Here is a 21,390-nt window from a genome sequence, read left to right as displayed (position 1 = left end):
TCAGGCCGACTTCTTCTTGTCGTCGTCCTCGTCGATTTCCTCGAAATCGGCATCGACCACGTCGCTGTCCTTGGCGGCGTCCGCCTTGGCGTCGGCTTCCGCCGCTTCCTTCTGCGAAGCCTCGTACATGGCCTGGCCAAGCTTCATCGAAGCCTCGGCGAGCGCCTGGCTCTTGGCCTCGATGTCGGCCGCGTCATCGCCTTCGGTCGCGGTCTTCAGCGCCGTGATCGCGTCGGAGATCGCCGTGCGCTCGGTCTCCGAGACCTTGTCGCCATATTCCTTCAGCGACTTCTCCGAGGAATGCAGCAGCGCTTCAGCCTGGTTGCGGGCTTCGACCAGCGCACGCCGCTTCTTGTCGGTCTCGGCATTGGCCTCGGCGTCCTTGACCATCTTCTCGATGTCGGCGTCCGAAAGACCACCCGATGCCTGGATGCGGATCTGGTGCTCCTTGCCGGTGCCCTTGTCCTTGGCCGAAACGTTGACGATGCCGTTGGCGTCGATGTCGAAGGTGACCTCGATCTGCGGCACGCCGCGCGGCGCTGGCGGGATGCCGACCAGGTCGAACTGGCCGAGCGCCTTGTTGTCGGCGGCCATTTCGCGCTCACCCTGGAAGACCCGGATGGTCACGGCCGACTGACTGTCCTCGGCCGTCGAGAACACCTGGCTCTTCTTGGTCGGGATCGTCGTGTTGCGCTCGATCAGGCGCGTGAACACGCCACCCAGCGTCTCGATGCCGAGCGACAGCGGCGTCACGTCGAGCAGCAGCACGTCCTTGACGTCGCCCTGCAACACGCCGGCCTGGATGGCGGCGCCGAGAGCGACGACCTCATCCGGATTGACGCCCTTGTGCGGCTCCTTGCCGAAGAACTGCTTCACGATCTCCTGGATCTTGGGCATGCGGGTCATGCCGCCGACCAGGACGACTTCGTCGATCTCGCCGGCCTTCAGGCCGGCGTCCTTGAGCGCTGCCTTGCAAGGGGCAATCGTGCGCTGAACCAGGTCGTCGACCAGCTGCTCGAACTTGGCGCGCGTCAGCTTCAGCGTCAGGTGCTTCGGCCCGGTCGCATCGGCGGTGATGAAAGGCAGGTTGATTTCGGTCTGGGTGGTCGACGACAGCTCGATCTTGGCCTTTTCAGCAGCCTCCTTGAGGCGCTGCAGGGCAAGCTTGTCGTTCTTCAGGTCGATGCCCTGTTCCTTCTTGAACTCGGCCGCCAGATATTCGACCAGGCGCATGTCGAAATCCTCGCCGCCGAGGAAGGTGTCGCCATTGGTCGACTTGACCTCGAACACGCCGTCGCCGATCTCGAGCACCGAAATGTCGAACGTGCCGCCGCCAAGGTCATAGACGGCAATGGTCTTGCCTTCCTTCTTGTCGAGGCCATAGGCAAGCGCCGCAGCCGTCGGCTCGTTGATGATGCGCAGCACTTCAAGGCCGGCGATCTTGCCGGCATCCTTGGTTGCCTGGCGCTGGGCGTCGTTGAAATAGGCCGGAACGGTGATGACCGCCTTCTCGACCTTCTCGCCGAGATAGGCTTCCGCCGTCTCCTTCATCTTCTGCAGGATCATGGCCGAAATCTGCGAGGGCGACTGCTTCCTGCCGCCGGCCTCGACCCAGGCATCGCCATTGTCGCCCTTGACGATCTTGTAGGGGACAAGCTTCTTGTCCTTTTCCGTCACCGGATCGTCATAGCGGCGGCCGATCAGGCGCTTGACCGCGAAGATGGTGTTTTCAGGATTGGTGACCGCCTGGCGCTTGGCCGGCTGGCCGACGAGACGTTCGTCGTCGCCGCTGATGGCGACGATGGAAGGCGTCGTGCGCGCGCCTTCCGCATTCTCGATTACCTTCGGCTCCTTGCCATCCATGATGGCGATGCAGGAGTTGGTGGTGCCGAGATCGATACCGATTACTTTTGCCATTTTTCTAGTCTCTCCGCTAAGCAGGCTCTCAGGACCCGTACAGGCGTTCCAACGAAAGCCCCTGTTCACAAGAAATCCCGTTCCGGCAACCGGCATTCCGGCACCGAACGGCTTGGCGCGTATATAAGAACAGGCAGCATCGCGCGCAAGCATTCTGCGCAAGGCTTCCATGAACCTTTCCACCTCCGCCTGCGACTGATGTCCAGGTGCCGCATGGTGCGGCCCGGAAAGGAAGCCCCCCATGACCAATAACCCAGAGACTCCGCGGTCTCCGGGAACAACAGGAGCTCGGCGCGACCACCGCCTTCGGGACGGGGTCGATGCGCTGGGCTTTCCGCTGATTCCGTTGACCCTGCGTAAGAGCAGGCGTATCGTGACAATGAGGAAAGCAGACAATTCGATCAGGGAAGAACGAGCCGGAACGCCGCGCCTTGCCCTGATTTGCGCGGCCAGACCGGACGTTTCTCCCGTCGACTACGGGGGGAGTGTCATGTCTCGCATCCGCGGCTCGTTCGTGTCGTCTCTTGATGGTCGTTTGCGTCGTGCCGCGCATGCCGGCGGCGCATTGCTGGCGCTGGCGCTCGCCGCCGGCCTGTGGCTGGGTGGCGCCGCGCAGGCGCAGCAAACTCAGATCATCTATCCCGGCTCGATGGCGGTGACCGGATTTTCCGGCACCATCATTCCCAATTTCGACCCCCCTGATTCCGAAAAAGGGGGCCTCCCGCCCGGCGTCGATCCGGTCGACGAAACCTTCATCGACCCCACCCGCGCCACCTTGCGCGTGTTCGACGTTTCGCACCTGGGCGGGCCGGCCGCCGGCCAGCTAGTCAACACGCCGCCGCCCTTCGAGGTGACGGCCGGCCAGATCGGCCAGGTGTTCGGCGTCACCTATGACGATGGCGTGCGCGATGGCGTTCCATCAGGCGTTCCCAATCTCTATGCCGGCGCCACCTCGCTGCACGGCATCCGCATCGTCATCCCGGACGCCGACGATGACGGTCGCCCCGAGCGGCAGCGCCGCGGCGCGGCCGGCGCCACCTTCATGGATGGCCAGTTCGGCACCGAAAACGGCGGCGGGCCGGGCACCGTCTGGAAGATCGACGGCATCACCGGCCAGGTCTCCAAATTCGCCGACATCGACACCAACAGCGGTCCCGGCATCGGCAATCTCACCTTCGATGCCAGCCACCGCCAGTTCTTTGCTTCCGACCTCGATACCGGCCTGATCCATCGCATCGACGCCGACGGCAGGTTGATCGACAGCTTCGACCATGGCGTTGCCGGCCGGCCCGCACATGGCCTCGCTCCCGTCGCCGACGACGGGTCGGTCATGGACATACAGGGCGCGGCCTTCGACAGCGAAGACCCCGACAGCTGGGGCTACACGCAGGACGAGCGCCGCGTCTGGGGCGTCTCCTATCATGGCGGCCGGCTCTACTACTCGGTCGGCGAAAAGTCGGAAATCTGGTCGGTGGGCATCGCCCGCGACGGCACCTTTGCCGGCGACCCGCGCTGGGAACTGACGGTCAAGGCCGACAAGGACTACGCCGTCACCGATATCGCCTTCGACAACAGCGGCTTCATGTACCTGGCCCAGCGCGGCCCGGTCGAGAACCGCTACGATTACAGCCAGTTCGCCGATTCCGGCAAGGGCGAGGTCATCCGCTACTTCAGAGAGAACCCGGACGATCCGGCAACCGAATCGGTCTGGGTGGAAATGCCGCAGGAATATGCGATCGGCTTCCCGCAGGGCAACCGGCAGTCGGCCGGCGGTCTCGACCTGCAATATGGCTATGACGCCGATGGCAATCTCGACACCTCGGTCTGCACGCAGACGCTGGTCAACACCGGCGACAAATTGCGCGACAATCCGGCTCTCGCCGAACAGCTCGCCGCCGGCGGACCGCTGGCCGTGCACGGCGTGCAGATCACGCCGAAAGAGCTGGTCGAGCCGGCCAATGTGCCGCCCTTCGGCTCCTGGTTCGTCGATTTCGACGGCTATTTCGAAGACCCGGAAGTCGAAGGCCATGTCGGCGACGTTGCCGTCTGGCATCCTTGCGAGGGCCGCGCCGGCTATTATGAAGAAATCCCGGGCGGCTATCTGCCCCCCTTCTACCCGCCGGACTTCCCACCGCCCGGCAATCTGCCTCCGTGCATCGATGTCGAGGACGTCCAGTATTACTGCACGCCTTCCGGCCTCGAGGCCGATCTCTATCTCCATGACCATGCCGGCTTCGGCGGCGATTCGATCAAGGCCCAGTCCAGGACACCAGGCGTCGGGGTGACATCATCCCAGTCGCATACGCCCGGCAAGCCTTACACGATCGACATCACCGGCCACTATCCGGGCGACACAGTCGATGTCGGGCTCTGTTTCTACAGGAAGTCCGACAAGGACAAGGGTGGCTACTACCCTTGCTGCAAGATGACTTTGCCGCTCAGAACCCCAGCCGTCAGCTGCGAACGTTGAGGAGGGGAAGATGAAAAATCTCGCACTCTCCCCGCTCGCAACGAACGCTCAAACAACCGTCATGGAGACGATCATGAAACCCCTGTCATACGCCAGGCGCGGCGCGCGCTGGCTGATGGCGGCCGGTATCGCGGTCGCCATGCTGACCCCGGTGCAAGGCTTTGCGGAAGACGCTGCCCCGATCACCCCGGAGCTGAAGCTCGACCTCGACAGTTCGCGCGTCGTCACTCCAAGGCCCGACCGGGTCGTGCCCTTCTTCACCAAGAAAGGCACTCAACGAGGCTGCGACTACGTCGTCTATTCGCTGAGCTTCGGCCTGCGCGGCGACCCGCAAGGCTTTGCGGACCCAAGCTTCGTGGCCAGGCTGAAAAAACTCCAACTCGACTTCAAGGACCAGCTTCCGCACGGCCTCGAGATCGTCAACGTCAATGTGTCCGGCGACGGCACGGATGCGTCCGGTGGACCGCTGCCGGGGGCGACGATCAGCACGTCGTCGAATCCGAACGACACGGCTGTCGTTTCCGATTTCCGCATCTCCACTTCCGATCTGGACGGCGTCGGCGCTGCCAACGAGCGCGTCATCAACTTCGTGATCACGGCCAAGATCGATCATGCGGCATTTCCCGCGCCGACGATCGTCGACAACCAGGGCATGATCAAGGTGACCGCCGGACCGGGCACCGGGACCATCATCCCGTCGCAGGATCCGAGCAAGCCCGACGACGGCGACTTCAAGACCGGCGTGAAGACCTCGATCAAGATCGACGTCACCAAGTGCAACCCGCCGCCGCCACCTCCCGGCAAGGAATGCTTCAAGGTGGAACGCGGCACGGTCGACTGCGTGCCCGGCGGTGGCGCCTTCATCTACCACATGCCGGTCGGCCCGGAGATGGGCGGCAAATGGGTGCAGGTGTCGACGACCACATCAGGCATCACCATCATCCCCGACACCCAGCTGGTGCCGGCGGGCGGCGGTGTCTTAAACTGGAAGATCGTCGGCGCATCGCCCGGCGACGTCATCCACCTCATCGTCACCGGCATCGAAACCTATGCCGGTCCGAAGGAAGGCTGGGGCCTGTGCTGCACGCAGACGATCGACATCGTCATCCCGCGTGACCAGAGGTGCCCGCCCAAGGACAAGGAGCCGGACCTCAAGGTCGAGAAACGCGCCGACGTGACGCGTTGCACGATGGCCGGCGGCTGCGACTTCACCATCAGGGTCACCAATGTCGGCACCGGTGCCTACCACGGCAAGATCGTGCTCGACGAGGTGACGCTGCCGGCTGGATCCACGCTCGATTCAGGGCCCAATCCGCCCTGGGTCTGCGTACCCGGCACCACCCCGATGACATGCACCTATCCGGTGACCACACTCAATCCGGGTGCCTCCGTCGACCTCAAGCTCGGCTTCAAGCCGGCTGGAGGCTGGCAAGGCAGCGTGCTGCGCAACTGCGCCACCTACAACTATGGGGCCAGCGGCAAGCCGCTGTTCGGCAGCCAGTCGAACGATCGCGGCTGTGCCTCGATCCCGATCTGCCGGCGTGGCGACCGTGACCGCGACTGCCAGCCGCCGGTCGAAAAGAAGGTCGACCTGATCCTGAAGAAGCGTGCCCGTATCCCGGTCTGCACGGCCGACGGCATCTGCTACTTCGTGATCGACATCATCAACAACGGCACATCAACCTATAACGGGCCGCTGACGGTGATCGACAGCTATCCCGGCGGCGCGCCGTCCTCCTCGACCTTTGGCCCGAGCCCGCCCTGGACATGCGGACCGAACGGCCCCGGCCAGTTCCGCTGCGACAATGCGGGGATCTCGCTGCCTGCGGGCGCCTCGACACCGATCGTCGTCAAGGCGGTCATGCCGGCCGGCTACCAGTCGGACACGGTGGAGAACTGCGCCGCGGTGAAGCCCATCCCCGGTGAGGTCGACCTCACCAACAACAAGGCCTGCGCCAAGGAACGCTTCCGTCATCCCAATGGCGGCAAGCCGACCCTGCGCATCACCAAGGTGTGCAACGGCTCGCTCGCCGGTGCCGCGGTCATCTCTTGCCGCATCACCGTCATCAGCCTTGGCAACGCTGCCCCCACCGGTCCGGTGCGGGTCAACGATGCCGCCACGCTGGTGGCCGGCGGCGCGCCCGTCCAGATCCAGACCGTCACCCCCGACGGCGCGGAATGGGCGTGCGGACCGGTTCCGGCCAATGCGCTGTCGTGCCAGATTCCGGGTGCCGTGATGACACCTGGAACCAGCCGCCACTTCGACGTGATGGTCTCGGCGAATGGCGCGTTCGAGAACTGCGCGCGCGGTTCGTATGGTCCGGCCCCGGGCGACGACATCGTCTATCCGATCGGCCAGGCCTGCGCCAAGGGCGGCGGCACCTCAACCATCCGTGTCGAGAAGACCGGCGACCGCGAATGCAAGCTCGGCCAACCCTGCTCGTTCGAGATCACCATCACCAATGACGGGACGACCCCCTTCTCGGGTCCGGTCCGTATCGGTGATGCGATCGGCGTAGACGGGCTTGGCAGGCTGGAAGGCGTTGCGATCACGTCGATCGATCCGCCCTTCGGCTGCTCGCCGGAACCGGCAACCTTGCCTGCGTCCTGCATTGCCAACCTGACGCTCGGCGCCGGCGAAAGCCAGGTGCACCATGTCACCGTGGTCATTCCCGACGACGGCCGCCTGGCCAATCTGCAGGGCAACGTCAGCGGCCAGAACTGCGTCGGCGTCCTGTCTCCCGACACGCGGGTGCAAGGCGGCGGTGACGTGCTTGGCGGCGGCCAGACCAATGTGCAGGGCGATCGCGGCAAGGCCTATGCTTGCCATCCCTTCACGATCAGGCAGGAGACGAAGAAGGAATGCTCGCAAGGCTTCGTCATGAACGACGCCGGCCGCTGCGTCTGCCCGGAAGGCACAACCTTCCGCAACGGCCAGTGCACCGGCGGTGGTACCAATATTCTGCCAACACCACCGCCGCCGAAGCGCTGCGTGCTGCTCGAAGGCCAGATCCGCACCGAGGACGGACGCTGCGTCTGCCCACGCGGAACCGGGCTTGAGAACGGCAAATGCGTCAGGACCGACAAGCCCGAGCAGTGCACCATCCGTGGCCAGGTCCACAATGCCGACGGCGATTGCGTCTGCCCGAGAGGGACTGAGGTGCGCAATGGCGCTTGCCGTCCGATCCGGCCGAAGCCTGAGCAGTGCACCATCCGTGGCCAGGTCCACGACGCGGATGGAGACTGCGTCTGCCCAAGAGGGACCGAGGTGCGCAATGGCGCTTGCCGCCCGATCCAGCCAAAGCCGGAGCAATGCACCATCCGTGGCCAGGTCCACGACACCAACGGCGATTGTGTCTGCCCGAGGGGTACCGAGGTGCAGGGCAATGCCTGCCGGCGCAAACAGCCGGTGCAGGAGCAGTGCGACATACGCGGCCAGGTCCACAACAAGCGCGGGGAATGTGTCTGTCCGCGTGGGACGCAGGTGATCAACGGCGCATGCCGCAAGCCCAGGCAGGAGGTGGAATGCGCACCGGGCTCACAGATGATCAATGGCCAATGCCAGCCGATCATCAGGCGGCGCTGCCCTGAAGGCACGATCGGGCGGTATCCGAACTGCCGGCCGGTTCGCGGGCAACCGTCGCTGGAGCTCAACCCGGGCCTGCTGCTGCAGCAGGTACTGCCACGGCGCAGGCCGCAGGTCGAACAGCAGCAGGATCCGGTTCAAGACAGAATCCTGAAACTCCAGCAGCAATAGCCATCTGCTCGACGCCAGACCAAAACCCGCCGGAGCAATCCGGCGGGTTTTTCTTATGGCTCCGGGGCAAGCGGAAATTGGCTGCAACGCGATCGGAGACGCCACAACGCCACCCGGCCGTGCAGCACCCGCGCCGGCGCACTCGACAAGTCGGCTGGAGCGCATTAGGCAGTCGATCCAGAGTCGCCGGATGAAAAGGGCACTCGGAAAGGCCGCACCCATGACCAGAAAGACCTTGATCGCACCGTCGGTGCTGGCATCGGATTTTTCCAGGCTTGGCGATGAGGTCGAAGCGGTGGCGGCGGCCGGCGCCGACTGGATCCATCTCGATGTGATGGACGGGCACTTTGTCCCCAACATCACCTTTGGCCCACCGGTGATCAAGGCGATCCGCAACCGCACCAAGGCCTTCTTCGACTGCCATCTGATGATTGCCCCGGCCGATCCCTATCTGGCCGCTTTCGCCGAGGCCGGCTGTGACGGTTTGACCGTGCATGCCGAGGCCGGGCCGCATCTCGACCGTTCGCTTCAAACCATCAGGAACCTTGGCAAGAAGGCCGGAGTGTCGCTCAATCCGGCAACGCCTGAAAGCGTGGTCGAATATGTGCTCGACCGGCTCGACCTGATCCTGATCATGACCGTCAATCCGGGCTTCGGCGGCCAGGCCTTCATCCCGGCTGTTGTCGACAAGGTGAAGCGGGTCAAGGCGCTGATCGGCGACCGGCCGATCCGCATCGAGATCGACGGCGGTGTTTCAGCCGAAACCGCGCCGCTGGTCACCGCCGCCGGCGCCGACGTGCTGGTGGCGGGCGCCGCCATTTTCAAAGGCGGCAGTGTCGAAGCCTACCGGCAAAACATCCAGGCGATCAGGACGGCAGCCGACAACGCAGCCGGCTAACCCACTGGCATTCATCCCCACATCAATCCCGGCTCTTTTTGTTCGGCTAGCCGCCCCGGGGGCTTCGGCGTCTGTCCAGCCATCGGAAATGGAGCACGGTCTGATTCGTTTCGGGCGTCCGCCGTCTATACGCACGGCAGAACAGATGGTTACGCGCGTACAAAAGAACAGATTCTTCTGCGTGCATAGAAAACATGTTAAGTTTCCGCAGGTTGTGGGAATGCGCGGAATTACAGCATCGACCTTCGGAATGGTGCATATTTCTTTGTGCTAAAGTACAATAGCGTGATCTTCTGCTTGAGCACGAGACGACAGGCGCTGTATGGTACATGTACGAAAGGGGGATGCTTTCGGACTCGAATTGCCCAAAACAAAAATTGGGGACAAGGAGTCGCTGTGACATACGGAGCCGCCAATCTGAACGATGACGCCGCAGCACCCAAGAGCACGCTTGCCAGCACGGTCTATCAGCAATTGCGTGACGACCTTCTCGGGGGTGTTCTTGAAGCCGAGAGCAAGCTGCGGGTCGAGTGGGTGGTTTCCAAATATGGGGCTGGCGCTTCCCCTGTCCGCGAGGCCCTCAATCGCCTCGCTTCGGAAGGCCTTCTCGGCCGCCACGACCAGCGTGGCTTCTTCATCATGCCGGTCACCGCGTCGGAGCTCGAAGAGCTGACGCGCACCCGTTGCTGGCTCGAGGAGCGGGCGCTTCGCGAATCCATCGCCCACCGCACCGCCGAATGGGAAGAACAACTCGTCCTGGCGCTGCATCGCCTGGGCCGCGCGTCGCGTCTTTCGCCGCAAAATCTCCACTCCCTCAATCCGGACTGGGAGCGGCTGCACCGTATCTTCCATCGGGTGCTGATCTCGGCCTGCCGGTCGCAATGGCTGGTCGGGTTCTGCGATCAGCTTTCCGATCACGCCCACCGCTACCGGCAAATGGCCAATGATGGCGAGAGCGTCCAGCGCGACGATTTCGCCGAGCATCGTCTGATCGCCGAATGTGCCCTGGACGGCAATGCCGACGGTGCCGTCGAGGCACTGATCAATCACTACCAGTTGACCGCTGCCATGTGCATGAAACGCTTCGAGCAGAACGACGGGTCAAAGGCGGTCGCGGGCAGAGCCGAGCGCGCTCGGCGATAGCGGCCGTTTTCCCGGCGGGTCTTTTGCGGCCCATTGCCCATAACCTCTGGCGTTGGCCCGACAGGCGTCAACCATCGTCTGCGGTCGTGACGGCGCGGCTGGGAATCGCGAACTCTTCGCCGCCAATGCATGCCACTCGAAAAGCACGCTCGGCTCTGCGTGTCAGCGGTCCCGGATGCCGGCGTCAGGGCGCTTGCTGGTGGAAACCGACGACGGCCGCTCGCTTACCTATGGCGACATGCTGGCGCTCGGTGAAGCTGGCGCATGCGCACTTGCAATGGGTGTCGAACCCGGTGACCGCATTGCCGTGCAGGTCGAGAAGAGCCCGGAAGCGGTCCTGCTCTGTCTCGCCTGCCTGCGCGCCGGCGCCGTCTTCCTGCCGCTCGACACTGCCTACACACTGCCCGAGCTGGAGTACTTCTTCAGCGACGCGGCACCACGTCTGGTCGTCTGCGATCCGGCAAGGGCAGCCGACATAGCAGCGTTGGCGGAAAGATCGGGCGCCACCACCGTCACGTCCTGAAGCCGGAGGTGCGCGGTCAGTCTGTCAGACTGGCGCGTCAGCCCCGAAGACCTTTTCGCCACTGATCCAGACGCCCTTCATGTCGAGATTATCAGACAGCGAAACGATATCCGCCGCCGTGCCGTTGGCGAATCGCCCGAGCCGATGCGATTGCCCTATCGCCTGCGCCGGATAGAGCGAGGCCATGCGCAACGCTTCCGACAGGTCCAGCCCGACAACCCGGTGGACGTATCGAACAGCCGAGATCATGTCGAGATCGGCACCCGCCAGCGTTCCGTCGGCAAGCCGCAGGCTGCCATCCCTGCGGTAGATGGTGCGCCCGTTCAGCGTGAACGAGGTCATGTCGGTGCCGATCGTCGCCATGGCGTCGCTGACCAGCACGATCTTGCCGGGCCCTTGCTTGGCGCGCAGCGCGATCTTGATGGTGGCGGGATCGACATGGATGCCGTCGGCGATAAGTCCGGCGGACAAGGTGCCGATGTCGATGGCCGCGCCGGCCAGACCAGGCTCGCGATTGCCGATCTGGCTCATTGCGTTGAACAGATGGGTGACCACGCTCGCACCGGCTTCGGCGAAGGTGCTGGCGGTGGCGTAGCCGGTGTCGGAATGGCCAAGACTGACGATCACGCCAGCCTTGGCGAGTGCCGTGACGCGCGCCGGTTCAACGGATTCCGGCGCTACGGTGGTGAGCAGCACCGGCAGTCTTTGCCGCGCCGCGATCAGCATCGCCTGATCGGCATCGAGCATCGGCCGGATCAGCGCCGGATCATGCGCGCCCTTGCGGGCGATCGACAGATGCGGGCCTTCGAGATGCAGGCCGAGGAAGCCCGGCAGCTTCCGCAGCGCCGCCGCTTCGCCGGAGGCGACGGCGGCGGCGGTGATGCTGGGTGTGTCGGTGATCAGCGTCACGAGCAGCGCCGTCGTGCCGAAGGGCGCATGCGCCTTGCAGATGGTTTCGATCGAGGCGACATCGGGGTGGTCGTTGAGCATGACGCCGCCGCCACCATTGACCTGCAGGTCGACGAAGCCCGGCGCCAGCACGCCACCGCCGGTGTCGATGACGCGGATATCCGAGGAGATGGCGCTGGTGGGCAAAATAGCCTCGACGAGGCCGTCGCGCACGACCAGCGCGTGGCCTTCATGCCAGTCGTCTCCGTCGAAAATGCGGGCGCCAGTCAGGGCAAAACGGTCGCTCATACTGTCTCCGTCACCTTGCGAAGATTGCGCGGCGTGTCCGGATCGAGGCCTCGATGGCGGGCAAAGGCCTCGACGAACATGTAGAAGGAGACGATCAGCGTCAGCGGATCGGTCAGCGGATGGCCGGTGGCGACATGCGGCAGGCGCACGGCGCGCTGGGCAAGTGCCGAGGTGACGAACACCGGCGCGCCCTTGGCCGCCAGGCTGTCGGCGGCCTCAGCGATGGATGGTTCGGACGCGTCGCGCGCGGCCAGCGCCAGCACCGGAAAATCGGGGCCGATCAGCGCCAGCGGGCCATGCATGACCTCGGCGGCGCTGTAGGCCTCGGCATGCATGCCGCAGGTCTCCTTGAATTTCAGTGCCGCCTCGTTGGCCATTGCCGCGGATGGGCCGCGGCCGAGGATGAACAGCGACTTCTGCTTCTCGATCGTCTCGGCCAGCACGCTCATCCAGTCGCAGGCGATCGCCTTGCGGAAATGCTCGGGCAATTGGGCGAGTGCCGCCAGCAGCGCATCGTCGCCAGTGGCATGCGCCATCAAAGCGAGACCGGCGACAGCGGAATTGATGAAGGTCTTGGTGGCCGCCACGCTGCGCTCGGGGCCGGCCAGTATATCGATCGCATAGTCCGAGGCACGCGCCAGCGGCGAATCGGCGGTGTTGGTGATGGCGATGGTCAGCGCGCCACCGGCCCGCGCGGTTTCGGCCATGGCGACGATGTCGGGGCTCTTGCCCGACTGCGAGATCGCCAGGCAGGCCGAGCCGGCGAGCCTGAGCTTGCGGCCATAGATCGAGGCGATGGATGGTCCGACCGACGCCACGGCAAGTCCGGCGGTCAGCTCGACGGCATATTTCATGAAGGTGGCGGCATGGTCGGACGAGCCGCGCGCCACGGTGACGACAAACTGCGGGTCGCGTTCGCGGATGCCGCGCCCGGCTTCGGCCAGCACGGTGCCGGAGCCATCGAGCAGGCGGGCGACGGCTTGCGGGATCTCCTCGATCTCGCGCCGCATATGGGTCATTTCTGCCGACATGGTCGGCTCTGTCGACTTGCTCGGCTCTGTCGTCATGGTCGGCCCTCTTCGCTCGGCCCTGTCAGCCGCAGTTCGGCGACGAAATCATAGGCGTCGCCCCGGTAGATGGAGCGGGTGAACTCGATCACCTTGCCGCTCGCCAGATAGGAGATGCGTTCGATGTGCAGGCCGGCGACGCCCGGCGGCACTTCGAGCAGGCGCGCGTCGCTGTCGCCGAGATTGGCGGCGGAGATGCGCTGCACCGCCCGCACCGGCCGGTTGCCGGTCAATTCCAGCGCCGCATAGAGCGAGGAGCCTATATCGGCCGGATCGGGCAACACGCTGGCCGACAGCGAGGCGCGTTCGATCGCCAGCGGCGTGTCGTTGGCAATGCGCAGGCGCGCCACGCGGGCCACAAGTTCGCTCGACGATAGGCCGAGCACCATCATCTCGTCGGGCGAAGGCGCGTAAAGGCCGCGATCGAGCCATGCCGAACGCACCGCCATGCCTCGCCGCGCCATGTCTTCGGTAAACGAGGTCAGCCGCGACAGCGACTGCTCGACGCGCTCCATGCGCGGTGCGACGAACGTGCCGGAGCCGTGGCGCTGAACCAGTATGCCGCCCTTGACCAGGTCCTGCACCGCCTTGCGCACGGTGACACGGGAAATGTCGGCCTTGGTGGCGATGTCGCGCTCGGAGGGCAGCGCGTCGCCCGGCCCGATCAGGCCGCGATTGACCGCGTCCTCGATGCTCTTGCGAAGCTGCAGATAGAGCGGCGCGCCGCTTTGCGCCTGATGTTTCAGCGTGGCGAAGATCTGGTCGGCGGCCTCGCTCATCGAGCCGCCTCCGTGGTCGCGAAAAGACGGACCGCCATCTGCACGGCGCCGCCCAGTGCGTCGTCGAGCGGCGGCTTCAGCAGCGCCCGGTAGCGCACCGAGAGGCGCGGCGCGTAGAGCGGCGCCAGCCCGCCGAGCAGGCAAAGCGGCGCGTCGTCCGCCAGGTCGAGCGCCCCGAGCGAGGCCTCGACGTCGGCGACCACCCTGTCGAGGATCCAGTTGGCGACGCTGTCGCCCTTCTCGGCATGCTCGAACACCTTGGGCGCGAAGCCGCCGAAATCGCCTGGCTTGGCATTGGTGGTGAATTCGACCACGTCCTCCGGGTTGTTGCGGAAGACCGCGAGCATGCTCTGCGTCAGCGGCGAGCCGGCGCGGACGCCGTCATAGGCAAGCAGTGTCTGTTCGAGCAGGTCGCGGCCGATGCGGGCGCCGCTGCCCTGGTCGCCGACCTGGAAGCCCCAGCCGCCGATGGCGCGCGATTTGCCGTTCTTGCGCGCCATGTAGGCGGTGCCGGTGCCGAGGATCGCCATGGCGCCGTCACCCGAGCCGACAGCGCCTTCCAGCGCGATTTCAGCGTCGGTCTCGACGCGGCTGATGCTGAACGGCAGGATCGCTTCGAGCTGCTGCCGGTAGGTGCCGACATTGGCGCCGGCAAGGCCGAGAATGGCCGGCGTCTGCGGGATCAGTTCCGGATCTTGCCCACCGGCGATGAACGCCTGCCGTGCAGCCTCGACGATGTTCGAGCGGGCGCCGGTCAGGTCTGTGCGGATGTTTGCGGCGCCGCTCTTGGCGCGGCCAACAACAGTGCCGTCCGCAGTTGCCAGGGCGGCCCTGCAGCTGGTGCCGCCGCCATCGATTCCGAGCACGAAATTCACGTGATTTCTCCTCCGGGCGGATAATACCAATAAAATACCAATAGCCAAGGGTTAATTTCCGTTTCAAAAAGATTAAGCCGTATTTTATTGAAAAACCTATGCATTTCGTCGGTTCAGCGATTTCCGGCCAGCGAATTCGTTAATGCATGTGGACAAGTGGTATTTTTTTGGTATTGTTCTGGTATTGGAGGAACCGGGATGGCCGAAACGCGCACCGAAGCGCTTCACCAGAATGCCGAAGGGCTGGATATCCAGGCCCCGGACGCCATCCTTTCCTATTTGGCCGATGCGCAGATCGAAGCCGCCAAGGTGGTGCGCCACGCCATTCCGTCCATTGCCAGGGCAGCCGAAATCATCGCGGGCAGGCTGAAGAGCGGCGGCAAGCTTGCCTACGCGGCGGCCGGCAGTTCCGGCCTGATGGCGCTGGCCGACGCACTGGAATTGCCGGGCACCTTCGGCATTCACCGCGACCGCATCGCCATCCTGATCGCCGGCGGCGACGATGCCTTCCGCACACTGGCCGGCGGGCCGGAAGACGACACCGAGGAAGCCGCGGCAGCGGTCGCCAATGCCGGCATCGGCAAGGGCGACTGCCTGATCGCCATTTCGGCCAGCGGCACGACGCCCTATGCCGTCAAAGCGATCGAGGAAGCCACCCGTCGGGGTGCCGCTACCATCGGCATTGCCAACAACAGGGGCACGCCGCTGCTCAACCTGGCCGATGTGGCGGTCGTGCTCGAAACGCCGCCGGAACTGATCGCCGGCTCGACGCGCATGGGCGCCGGCACCGCCCAGAAGATCGCGCTCAACATGCTGTCGACGCTGACCGCGGTCCATCTCGGCCATGTCCATGACGGCTACATGGTCAATTTGACGGCCGACAACATCAAGCTGCGCAACCGCGCGGCACGCATCGTCGCCGCCGTCAGCGGGCGCGGCACGGACGAAGCGGCCCGCCTGCTCGAGAAGAGCGGCGGCGCGGTCAAGACCGCCATTCTGCTTGCCGCCGGCGCCGACAGCGCCGATGCGGCGCAGAGGATACTGGAAGAGGCCGGCCAGAAGTTGCGGCCGGCCCTTTCCGCGCTGGGGCATGATCCCGAAAAGTGGAAACCGGTTTTTGGGAAAGATCATGCCCGAACAAAGAAATAGAGCCATGTTTCATCCCGATTTCCATCGGGGGAAACAGGGCTTGCGAGGGGAGCAAGGGGCGCACTGCCTCCGTTCTCATCAAAACCGAACCTGAAAAAGGTCAACAGGGAGACTGAGCATGACAACGAAACTACTGACGGCACTGCTTCTGGGCACCAGCATTCTCGGCTCCGCCGGGGTGGCTTATGCCGACGACGTAACGCTCAACATCGAAAGCTGGCGCGGCGACGACCTTGCCATCTGGAAGGACAAGCTGATCCCGGCTTTCGAAGCCAAGAACCCGGGCATCAAGGTGGTGTTCGCCCCGTCGGCTCCGACCGAATATGACGCGGCGCTGGGCGCCAAGCTCGCCGCCGGCTCGGCGGGCGACCTGATCACCTGCCGCCCGTTCGACAAGTCGCTTGAACTGTTCAAGAAGGGCAACCTTGCCGACCTGTCGGCGCTGCCCGGCATGGAGAACTTCTCCCCGGTGGCCAAGTCCGCCTGGCAGACCGACGACGGCAAGGCAAGCTTCTGCGTGCCGATGGCCTCGGTCATCCACGGCTTCATCTACAACAAGGACGCCTTCGACAAGCTCGGCATCAAGGTACCGGAGACCCGCGACGAGTTCTTCGCCGCGCTCGACAAGATCAAGGCCGACGGCACCTACATCCCGATGGCGATGGGCACCAAGGATCTCTGGGAAGCCGCGACCATGGGCTACCAGAACATCGGCCCCAACTACTGGAAGGGCGAGGACGGCCGTGCGGCGCTGATCAAGGGCGATCAGAAGCTGACCGACAAGGACTGGGTCGCGCCGTATGAGGAACTGGCCAAGTGGAAGCCTTATCTCGGCGATGGCTTTGAAGCCCAGACCTATCCGGACAGCCAGAACCTGTTCACGCTCGGCCGCGCCGCCATCTACCCGGCCGGCTCGTGGGAAATCGGCCTGTTCAACACCCAGGCCCAGTTCAAGATGGGCGCCTTCCCGCCGCCGGTCGAGAAGGCCGGCGACACGTGCTACATCTCCGACCATACCGATATCGGCATGGGCCTGAATGCGGCTTCGAAGAACGCAGATGCGGCCAAGACCTTCCTGTCCTGGGTCGCCTCGCCGGACTTCGCCACCATCTACGCCAACGCGCTGCCGGGCTTCTTCAGCCTGAACTCCGCGCCGGTGAAGATGGAAGACCCGCTGGCGCAGGAATTCGTCTCCTGGCGCGGCAAGTGCAAGTCGACGATCCGCTCGACCTACCAGATCCTGTCGCGCGGCACGCCGAACCTCGAAAACGAGACCTGGGTTGAATCGGCCAACGTCATCAACGGCACCGATACGCCGGACGCCGCGGCCAAGAAGCTGCAGACCGGTCTCGACAGCTGGTACAAGCCGGCCAAGTAAGAGCTCAGGCTGAGCGCTGCTTATCTCCCCCCTTGAGGGGGAGATGTCGCCAAAGGCGACAGAGGGGGTCGGTGGAGGCAGGCCGCGACTTGATCGTTGCTGGAAAGCGCGGTCAAATGTCGACGGCGCGCTGCTTGACCGACCCCACCCGCCTCGCTTCGCGAGGCACCCTCCCCTCGAGGGGGAGGGAGGCGCCGCGCCTTTGGCGGCATTTGCCGAGACCTGATCGGCGGGGACCGAACTCATGGCCGCAGATATCAGACCGAAAAGACCGTTCCGCTGGCACATCGGCATCTTCCTGGCGCCGGCCGTGCTCGTCTACACGGCGATCATGATCCTGCCGCTCGCCGGCACGCTGCAGCTGTCGCTGTTTCGCAACATCGAGCAGCACCAGGTCTTCGTCGGGCTGCAAAACTTCAGCACGCTGTTCGGCGACCCCAACTGGTCGGTGGGCTTCTGGAACGCGCTCAGGAACAACACCTGGTTCTTCATCATCCACATGATCGTGCAGAACCCGATCGGCGTCATGCTGGCGGCCCTGCTGTCCAGCCCAAGACTGAGATTTGCGGCCTTCTACCGCACGGCGATCTTCGTGCCGACCATCCTGTCCTTCGTCATCGTAGGCTTCGCCTGGAAGCTGATCCTGTCGCCGTTGTGGGGCGTGGCGCCGCATCTGATGGATCTTGTCGGCCTGAAAAGCCTGTTCACGCCATGGCTGGGCAAGGAGCAATATGCGCTGACCGCGCTCAGCCTGATCTCGGTGTGGCAGTTCGTCGGCATCCCGATGATGCTGATCTACGCCGCCCTGCTGTCGATCCCCGAAGAGGTGATCGAGGCCGCCGAATGCGATGGCATCACCGGCCTGTCGCAGTTCTGGAAGATCAAGCTGCCGCTGATCCTGCCGTCGATCGGCATCATCTCGATCCTCACCTTCGTCGGCAATTTCAACGCCTTCGACCTGATCTACACCGCGCAAGGCGCGCTCGCCGGGCCGAACTATTCGACCGACATCCTCGGCACCTTCCTCTACCGCGCTTTCTTCGGCTTCCAGCTGCAGGTCGGCGATCCCAACATGGGGGCGGCGATCGCCACGATGATGTTCCTGATCATCCTTGGTGGCGTCTGCGTCTACCTCTTCCTCGTGCAGACGCGCCTGCGTCGCTACCAGTTCTGAGGAGGCAAGAGATGAGCACCGCCACCCGTTCCATGCCCCGCACCATCGGCGCCCACGCGATCCTGCTAACATACACGGCGATCGCGCTGTTTCCGGTGATCCTCGTCATCATGAACTCGTTCAAGTCGCGCGCGGGCATCTTCGGCGCACCATTGACGCCGCCGACGCCAAAGACCTTCGACCTGATCGGCTACACCACGGTGATCGGCCAGGGCGACTTCATCCATTATTTCCAGAACAGCCTCGTCGTCACCGTCGCCTCGCTGTTCTTCGTGCTCCTGTTCGGCGCCATGGCGGCCTTCGCGCTGTCGGAATACCGCTTTCGCGGCAATTCGCTGATGGGCCTCTATCTGGCGCTCGGCATCATGATCCCGATCCGGCTGGGCACCGTCGCCATCCTGCAGTTGATGGTGGCGAGCGGACTGGTCAACACGCTGACGGCGCTGATCCTGGTCTACACCGCGCAGGGCCTGCCGCTTGCCGTCTTCATCCTGTCGGAATTCATGAAGCAGGTGTCGGACGATCTGAAGAATGCCGGCCGCATCGACGGCCTGTCCGAATACACCATCTTCTTCCGGCTTGTGCTGCCGCTGGTGCGGCCATCGATGGCAACCGTCGCCGTCTTCACCATGATCCCGATCTGGAACGATCTTTGGTTCCCGCTGATCCTGGCGCCGTCGGAAGAGACCAAGACGGTGACACTCGGCGCGCAGCTCTTCCTCGGCCAGTTCGTCACCAACTGGAACGCCATCCTGGCCGCATTGTCGCTGGCGATCATGCCTGTGCTGATCCTCTACGTCATCTTCTCGCGGCAGCTAATCCGCGGCATCACCTCGGGAGCCGTCAAGTGAGTTCTGAAACACCCCTGCGCGTTGTTGTCGCCGGCCTCGGCAATATGGGCCGCAGCCATGCGCTGGCCTATCACACCAATCCGGGTTTCCAGATCGCAGCACTCATCAACCGCTCCGACGTGCCGCTGCCTGAAGGGCTGTCGGGCTACGGTATCAGGCGCTCCTTCGACGAGGTGCTGCGCGACGAAAAGCCCGATGTCGCCTGCATCGCCACCTATTCCGACAGCCATGCCGATTACGCTGTGAAGGCCTTCGAGGCCGGCTGTCACGTCTTCGTCGAAAAGCCGCTGGCAACGACCGTGGCCGACGCCAAGCGCGTCGTTGCGGCGGCCAAGGCGAATGGCAGAAAACTGGTGATCGGTTACATCCTGCGCCATCACCCATCCTGGATCAGGCTGATCGCCGAAGCGCGCAAGCTCGGCGGCCCCTACGTCTTCCGCATGAACCTCAACCAGCAATCCTCAGGCCATACCTGGGAGACGCACAAGCAGTTGATGCAGACGACTTCGCCGATCGTCGACTGCGGCGTGCACTATCTCGACGTGATGCTGCAGATCACCGATGCGAAGCCGATCGAGGTGCGCGGCATGGGCGTGCGGCTGACTGAAGAGGTGGCGCCCTCGATGTACAATTACGGCCACCTGCAGGTGCTGTTCGATGACGGTTCGGTCGGCTGGTATGAAGCCGGCTGGGGGCCGATGATTTCGGAAACGGCGTTCTTCGTGAAGGACGTCATTTCGCCGAATGGTTGCGTGTCGATCGTCATGAAGGAGGGTGTGAAGTCCGACGACATCGACACCCACACCAAGACCTCGACCATCCGCCTGCACAGCGCCGCGACCGGTGCGGACGGCAAGTTCGTCAAGGGTGATGAAATGCTGTCGATGGAGGGCGAGCCCGGCCACCAGGACCTTTGCGACCTCGAACAGGCCTTCGTGCTGAAGGCGATCCGCGAGGATCTGGATCTCACCAAACACATGGACGACGCGGTCAAATCGCTCGCCGTCTGCCTTGCCGCCGACGAGAGCGTGCGCAGTGGCGCTGCCGTGAAACTCTAGAACAGGGACGAAGCCGTGGGCTCGCTGAACATCGAGAACGTGAAGAAGGCCTTCGGGCCGGTCGAGGTGCTGAAGGGCATCAACCTCGAAGTGAATGATGGCGAATTCGTCGTCTTCGTCGGCCCGTCCGGCTGCGGCAAGTCGACCTTGCTCCGGGTCATCGCCGGACTGGAGGATTCGACCTCTGGCCGCGTCGTCATCGACGGCGAGGATGTCTCCGCCACGCCGCCGGCCAAGCGCGGCATCGCCATGGTGTTCCAGACCTATGCGCTCTACCCGCATCTGACGGTGAAGAACAATATGGGCCTCGGCCTCAAACAGGCCGGTACGCCGGCGGCCGAGATCGAGCGGCGGATCGGCATCGCCTCGTCGATGCTGTCGCTGGAACCCTATCTCGAAAGGCGGCCGGCCGAGCTCTCCGGCGGCCAGCGCCAGCGCGTCGCCATCGGCCGCGCCGTGGTGCGCGAGCCAAAATTGTTCCTGTTCGACGAACCGTTGTCGAACCTTGATGCAGCACTTCGCGTCAACACGCGGCTGGAAATCGCGCAACTGCACCGCCGGCTGAAGGCGACGATGATCTACGTCACGCACGACCAGGTCGAGGCGATGACGCTGGCCGACAAGATCGTCGTGCTCAATGCCGGCAGGATCGAGCAGATCGGCGGGCCAATGGAGCTCTACAATTCGCCGGCTAATGAGTTCGTCGCCGGCTTCATCGGCTCACCGAAGATGAACTTCGTCGACGGCGCCAGGCTCGGCGAGGCGGCCAAGACCATCGGCGTGCGGCCGGAACATCTGACCGTCGATCCGAAGTCAGGCGCGTGGAAGGGAACGGTCGTTCATGCCGAGCATCTCGGTGCCGACACCAATCTCTATCTCGATTGCGAGAAAGCCGGACTGATCACCGTGCGCATTTTCGGCGTCTACGATGCCGAACCGGGTGCCACGCTGTATGCGACGCCGGATCCGGCCAAGACCTATCGGTTTGGGGCTGATGGGAAGGTGCTGAAGTAGGGGCTGACGGCGCAGCCCCCTCACCCAGCCTCCGCTTCGCTCGGCTGACCTCTCCCCGAGGGGAGAGGAGATTGTCAGCGCCGCCGCTCACCTCTTCTCCCCAGCGGGGAGAAGGTGGCCGCGAAGCGGCCGGATGAGGG

At 64.2% G+C, this 21,390-nt stretch carries 15 protein-coding genes and 1 pseudogene; 11 read left to right on the top strand and 5 right to left on the bottom strand.

Annotated elements, in window-relative coordinates:
- Window positions 1-1,917 carry a molecular chaperone DnaK gene (dnaK, locus tag ACZ89F_RS31845; RefSeq protein WP_136619558.1) on the bottom strand — a complete coding sequence of 639 codons (1,917 nt, stop codon included), beginning with the start codon at window positions 1,915-1,917 and terminating at the stop codon, window positions 1-3.
- A gap of 490 nt (window positions 1,918-2,407) precedes the next feature.
- On the opposite strand from dnaK, the gene ACZ89F_RS31840 reads away from it, so the two are divergent.
- The 5 genes and pseudogenes from ACZ89F_RS31840 to ACZ89F_RS31820 form a co-directional block, all read left to right on the top strand.
- A complete protein-coding gene (locus tag ACZ89F_RS31840; protein WP_476096124.1) occupies window positions 2,408-4,387 on the top strand; it encodes a hypothetical protein in 1,980 nt (659 codons plus the stop codon).
- Window positions 4,388-4,397: 10 nt separating this feature from the next.
- A complete protein-coding gene (locus ACZ89F_RS31835; protein ID WP_476096123.1) occupies window positions 4,398-8,144 on the top strand; it encodes a DUF7929 domain-containing protein in 3,747 nt (1,248 codons plus the stop codon).
- Window positions 8,145-8,364: 220 nt separating this feature from the next.
- Window positions 8,365-9,042, top strand: coding sequence for a ribulose-phosphate 3-epimerase (rpe, locus tag ACZ89F_RS31830; protein WP_476096122.1), 678 nt, complete (start codon window positions 8,365-8,367; stop codon window positions 9,040-9,042).
- A gap of 396 nt (window positions 9,043-9,438) precedes the next feature.
- Entirely contained in the window at window positions 9,439-10,185 is a 747-nt protein-coding gene (locus tag ACZ89F_RS31825) for a GntR family transcriptional regulator (protein ID WP_476096121.1), read from the top strand.
- A 175-nt stretch (window positions 10,186-10,360) separates the two neighbouring features.
- Window positions 10,361-10,702: pseudogene (locus ACZ89F_RS31820) on the top strand (AMP-binding protein); the annotation flags it as partial.
- A 30-nt stretch (window positions 10,703-10,732) separates the two neighbouring features.
- Here ACZ89F_RS31820 and nagA read toward each other — a convergent pair.
- Genes nagA through ACZ89F_RS31800 form a run of 4 tightly spaced genes read right to left on the bottom strand, consistent with a single transcriptional unit; the run spans window position 10,733 to window position 14,626 of the window.
- Entirely contained in the window at window positions 10,733-11,905 is a 1,173-nt protein-coding gene (nagA, locus tag ACZ89F_RS31815; protein WP_476096120.1) for an N-acetylglucosamine-6-phosphate deacetylase, read from the bottom strand.
- Window positions 11,902-12,936 (bottom strand): SIS domain-containing protein, encoded by a 1,035-nt coding sequence (locus tag ACZ89F_RS31810; protein WP_476097443.1) that lies wholly within the window; start codon window positions 12,934-12,936, stop codon window positions 11,902-11,904. The genes nagA and ACZ89F_RS31810 overlap by 4 nt, the downstream gene beginning before the upstream one ends.
- A gap of 32 nt (window positions 12,937-12,968) precedes the next feature.
- On the bottom strand, window positions 12,969-13,751 hold the full coding sequence (locus ACZ89F_RS31805) for a GntR family transcriptional regulator (protein ID WP_136619549.1): 783 nt from the start codon (window positions 13,749-13,751) through the stop codon (window positions 12,969-12,971).
- Entirely contained in the window at window positions 13,748-14,626 is an 879-nt protein-coding gene (locus ACZ89F_RS31800) for a glucosamine kinase nucleotide-binding domain-containing protein (protein ID WP_476096119.1), read from the bottom strand. The genes ACZ89F_RS31805 and ACZ89F_RS31800 overlap by 4 nt, the downstream gene beginning before the upstream one ends.
- A 198-nt stretch (window positions 14,627-14,824) precedes the next feature.
- Here ACZ89F_RS31800 and ACZ89F_RS31795 point away from each other — a divergent pair, with 198 nt between their 5' ends.
- The 6 genes from ACZ89F_RS31795 to ACZ89F_RS31770 all read left to right on the top strand — a co-directional run bounded on the left by ACZ89F_RS31795 (window position 14,825) and on the right by ACZ89F_RS31770 (window position 21,250).
- On the top strand, window positions 14,825-15,775 hold the full coding sequence (locus ACZ89F_RS31795; protein ID WP_476096118.1) for an N-acetylmuramic acid 6-phosphate etherase: 951 nt from the start codon (window positions 14,825-14,827) through the stop codon (window positions 15,773-15,775).
- A 118-nt stretch (window positions 15,776-15,893) separates the two neighbouring features.
- The gene (locus ACZ89F_RS31790; protein WP_476096117.1) at window positions 15,894-17,153 is read left to right on the top strand and encodes an ABC transporter substrate-binding protein; all 1,260 of its coding nucleotides are present in this window, start codon (window positions 15,894-15,896) and stop codon (window positions 17,151-17,153) included.
- Between the two features lie 244 nt (window positions 17,154-17,397).
- Entirely contained in the window at window positions 17,398-18,327 is a 930-nt protein-coding gene (locus ACZ89F_RS31785) for a carbohydrate ABC transporter permease (protein WP_476096116.1), read from the top strand.
- Window positions 18,328-18,338: 11 nt separating this feature from the next.
- Window positions 18,339-19,178 (top strand): carbohydrate ABC transporter permease, encoded by an 840-nt coding sequence (locus ACZ89F_RS31780; RefSeq protein WP_476096115.1) that lies wholly within the window; start codon window positions 18,339-18,341, stop codon window positions 19,176-19,178.
- Window positions 19,175-20,236 carry a Gfo/Idh/MocA family protein gene (locus tag ACZ89F_RS31775; protein ID WP_476096114.1) on the top strand — a complete coding sequence of 354 codons (1,062 nt, stop codon included), beginning with the start codon at window positions 19,175-19,177 and terminating at the stop codon, window positions 20,234-20,236. Before ACZ89F_RS31780 ends, ACZ89F_RS31775 begins: the two co-directional genes overlap by 4 nt.
- Before the next feature lie 15 nt (window positions 20,237-20,251).
- The gene (locus tag ACZ89F_RS31770) at window positions 20,252-21,250 is read left to right on the top strand and encodes an ABC transporter ATP-binding protein (protein WP_476096113.1); all 999 of its coding nucleotides are present in this window, start codon (window positions 20,252-20,254) and stop codon (window positions 21,248-21,250) included.
- Window positions 21,251-21,390 lie beyond the last annotated feature (140 nt).

Source organism: Mesorhizobium sp. USDA 3734, from assembly GCF_056279665.1.
Note: the sequence above shows the minus strand (reverse complement) of the source record. Positions and strands in the feature narration are given on the sequence as shown.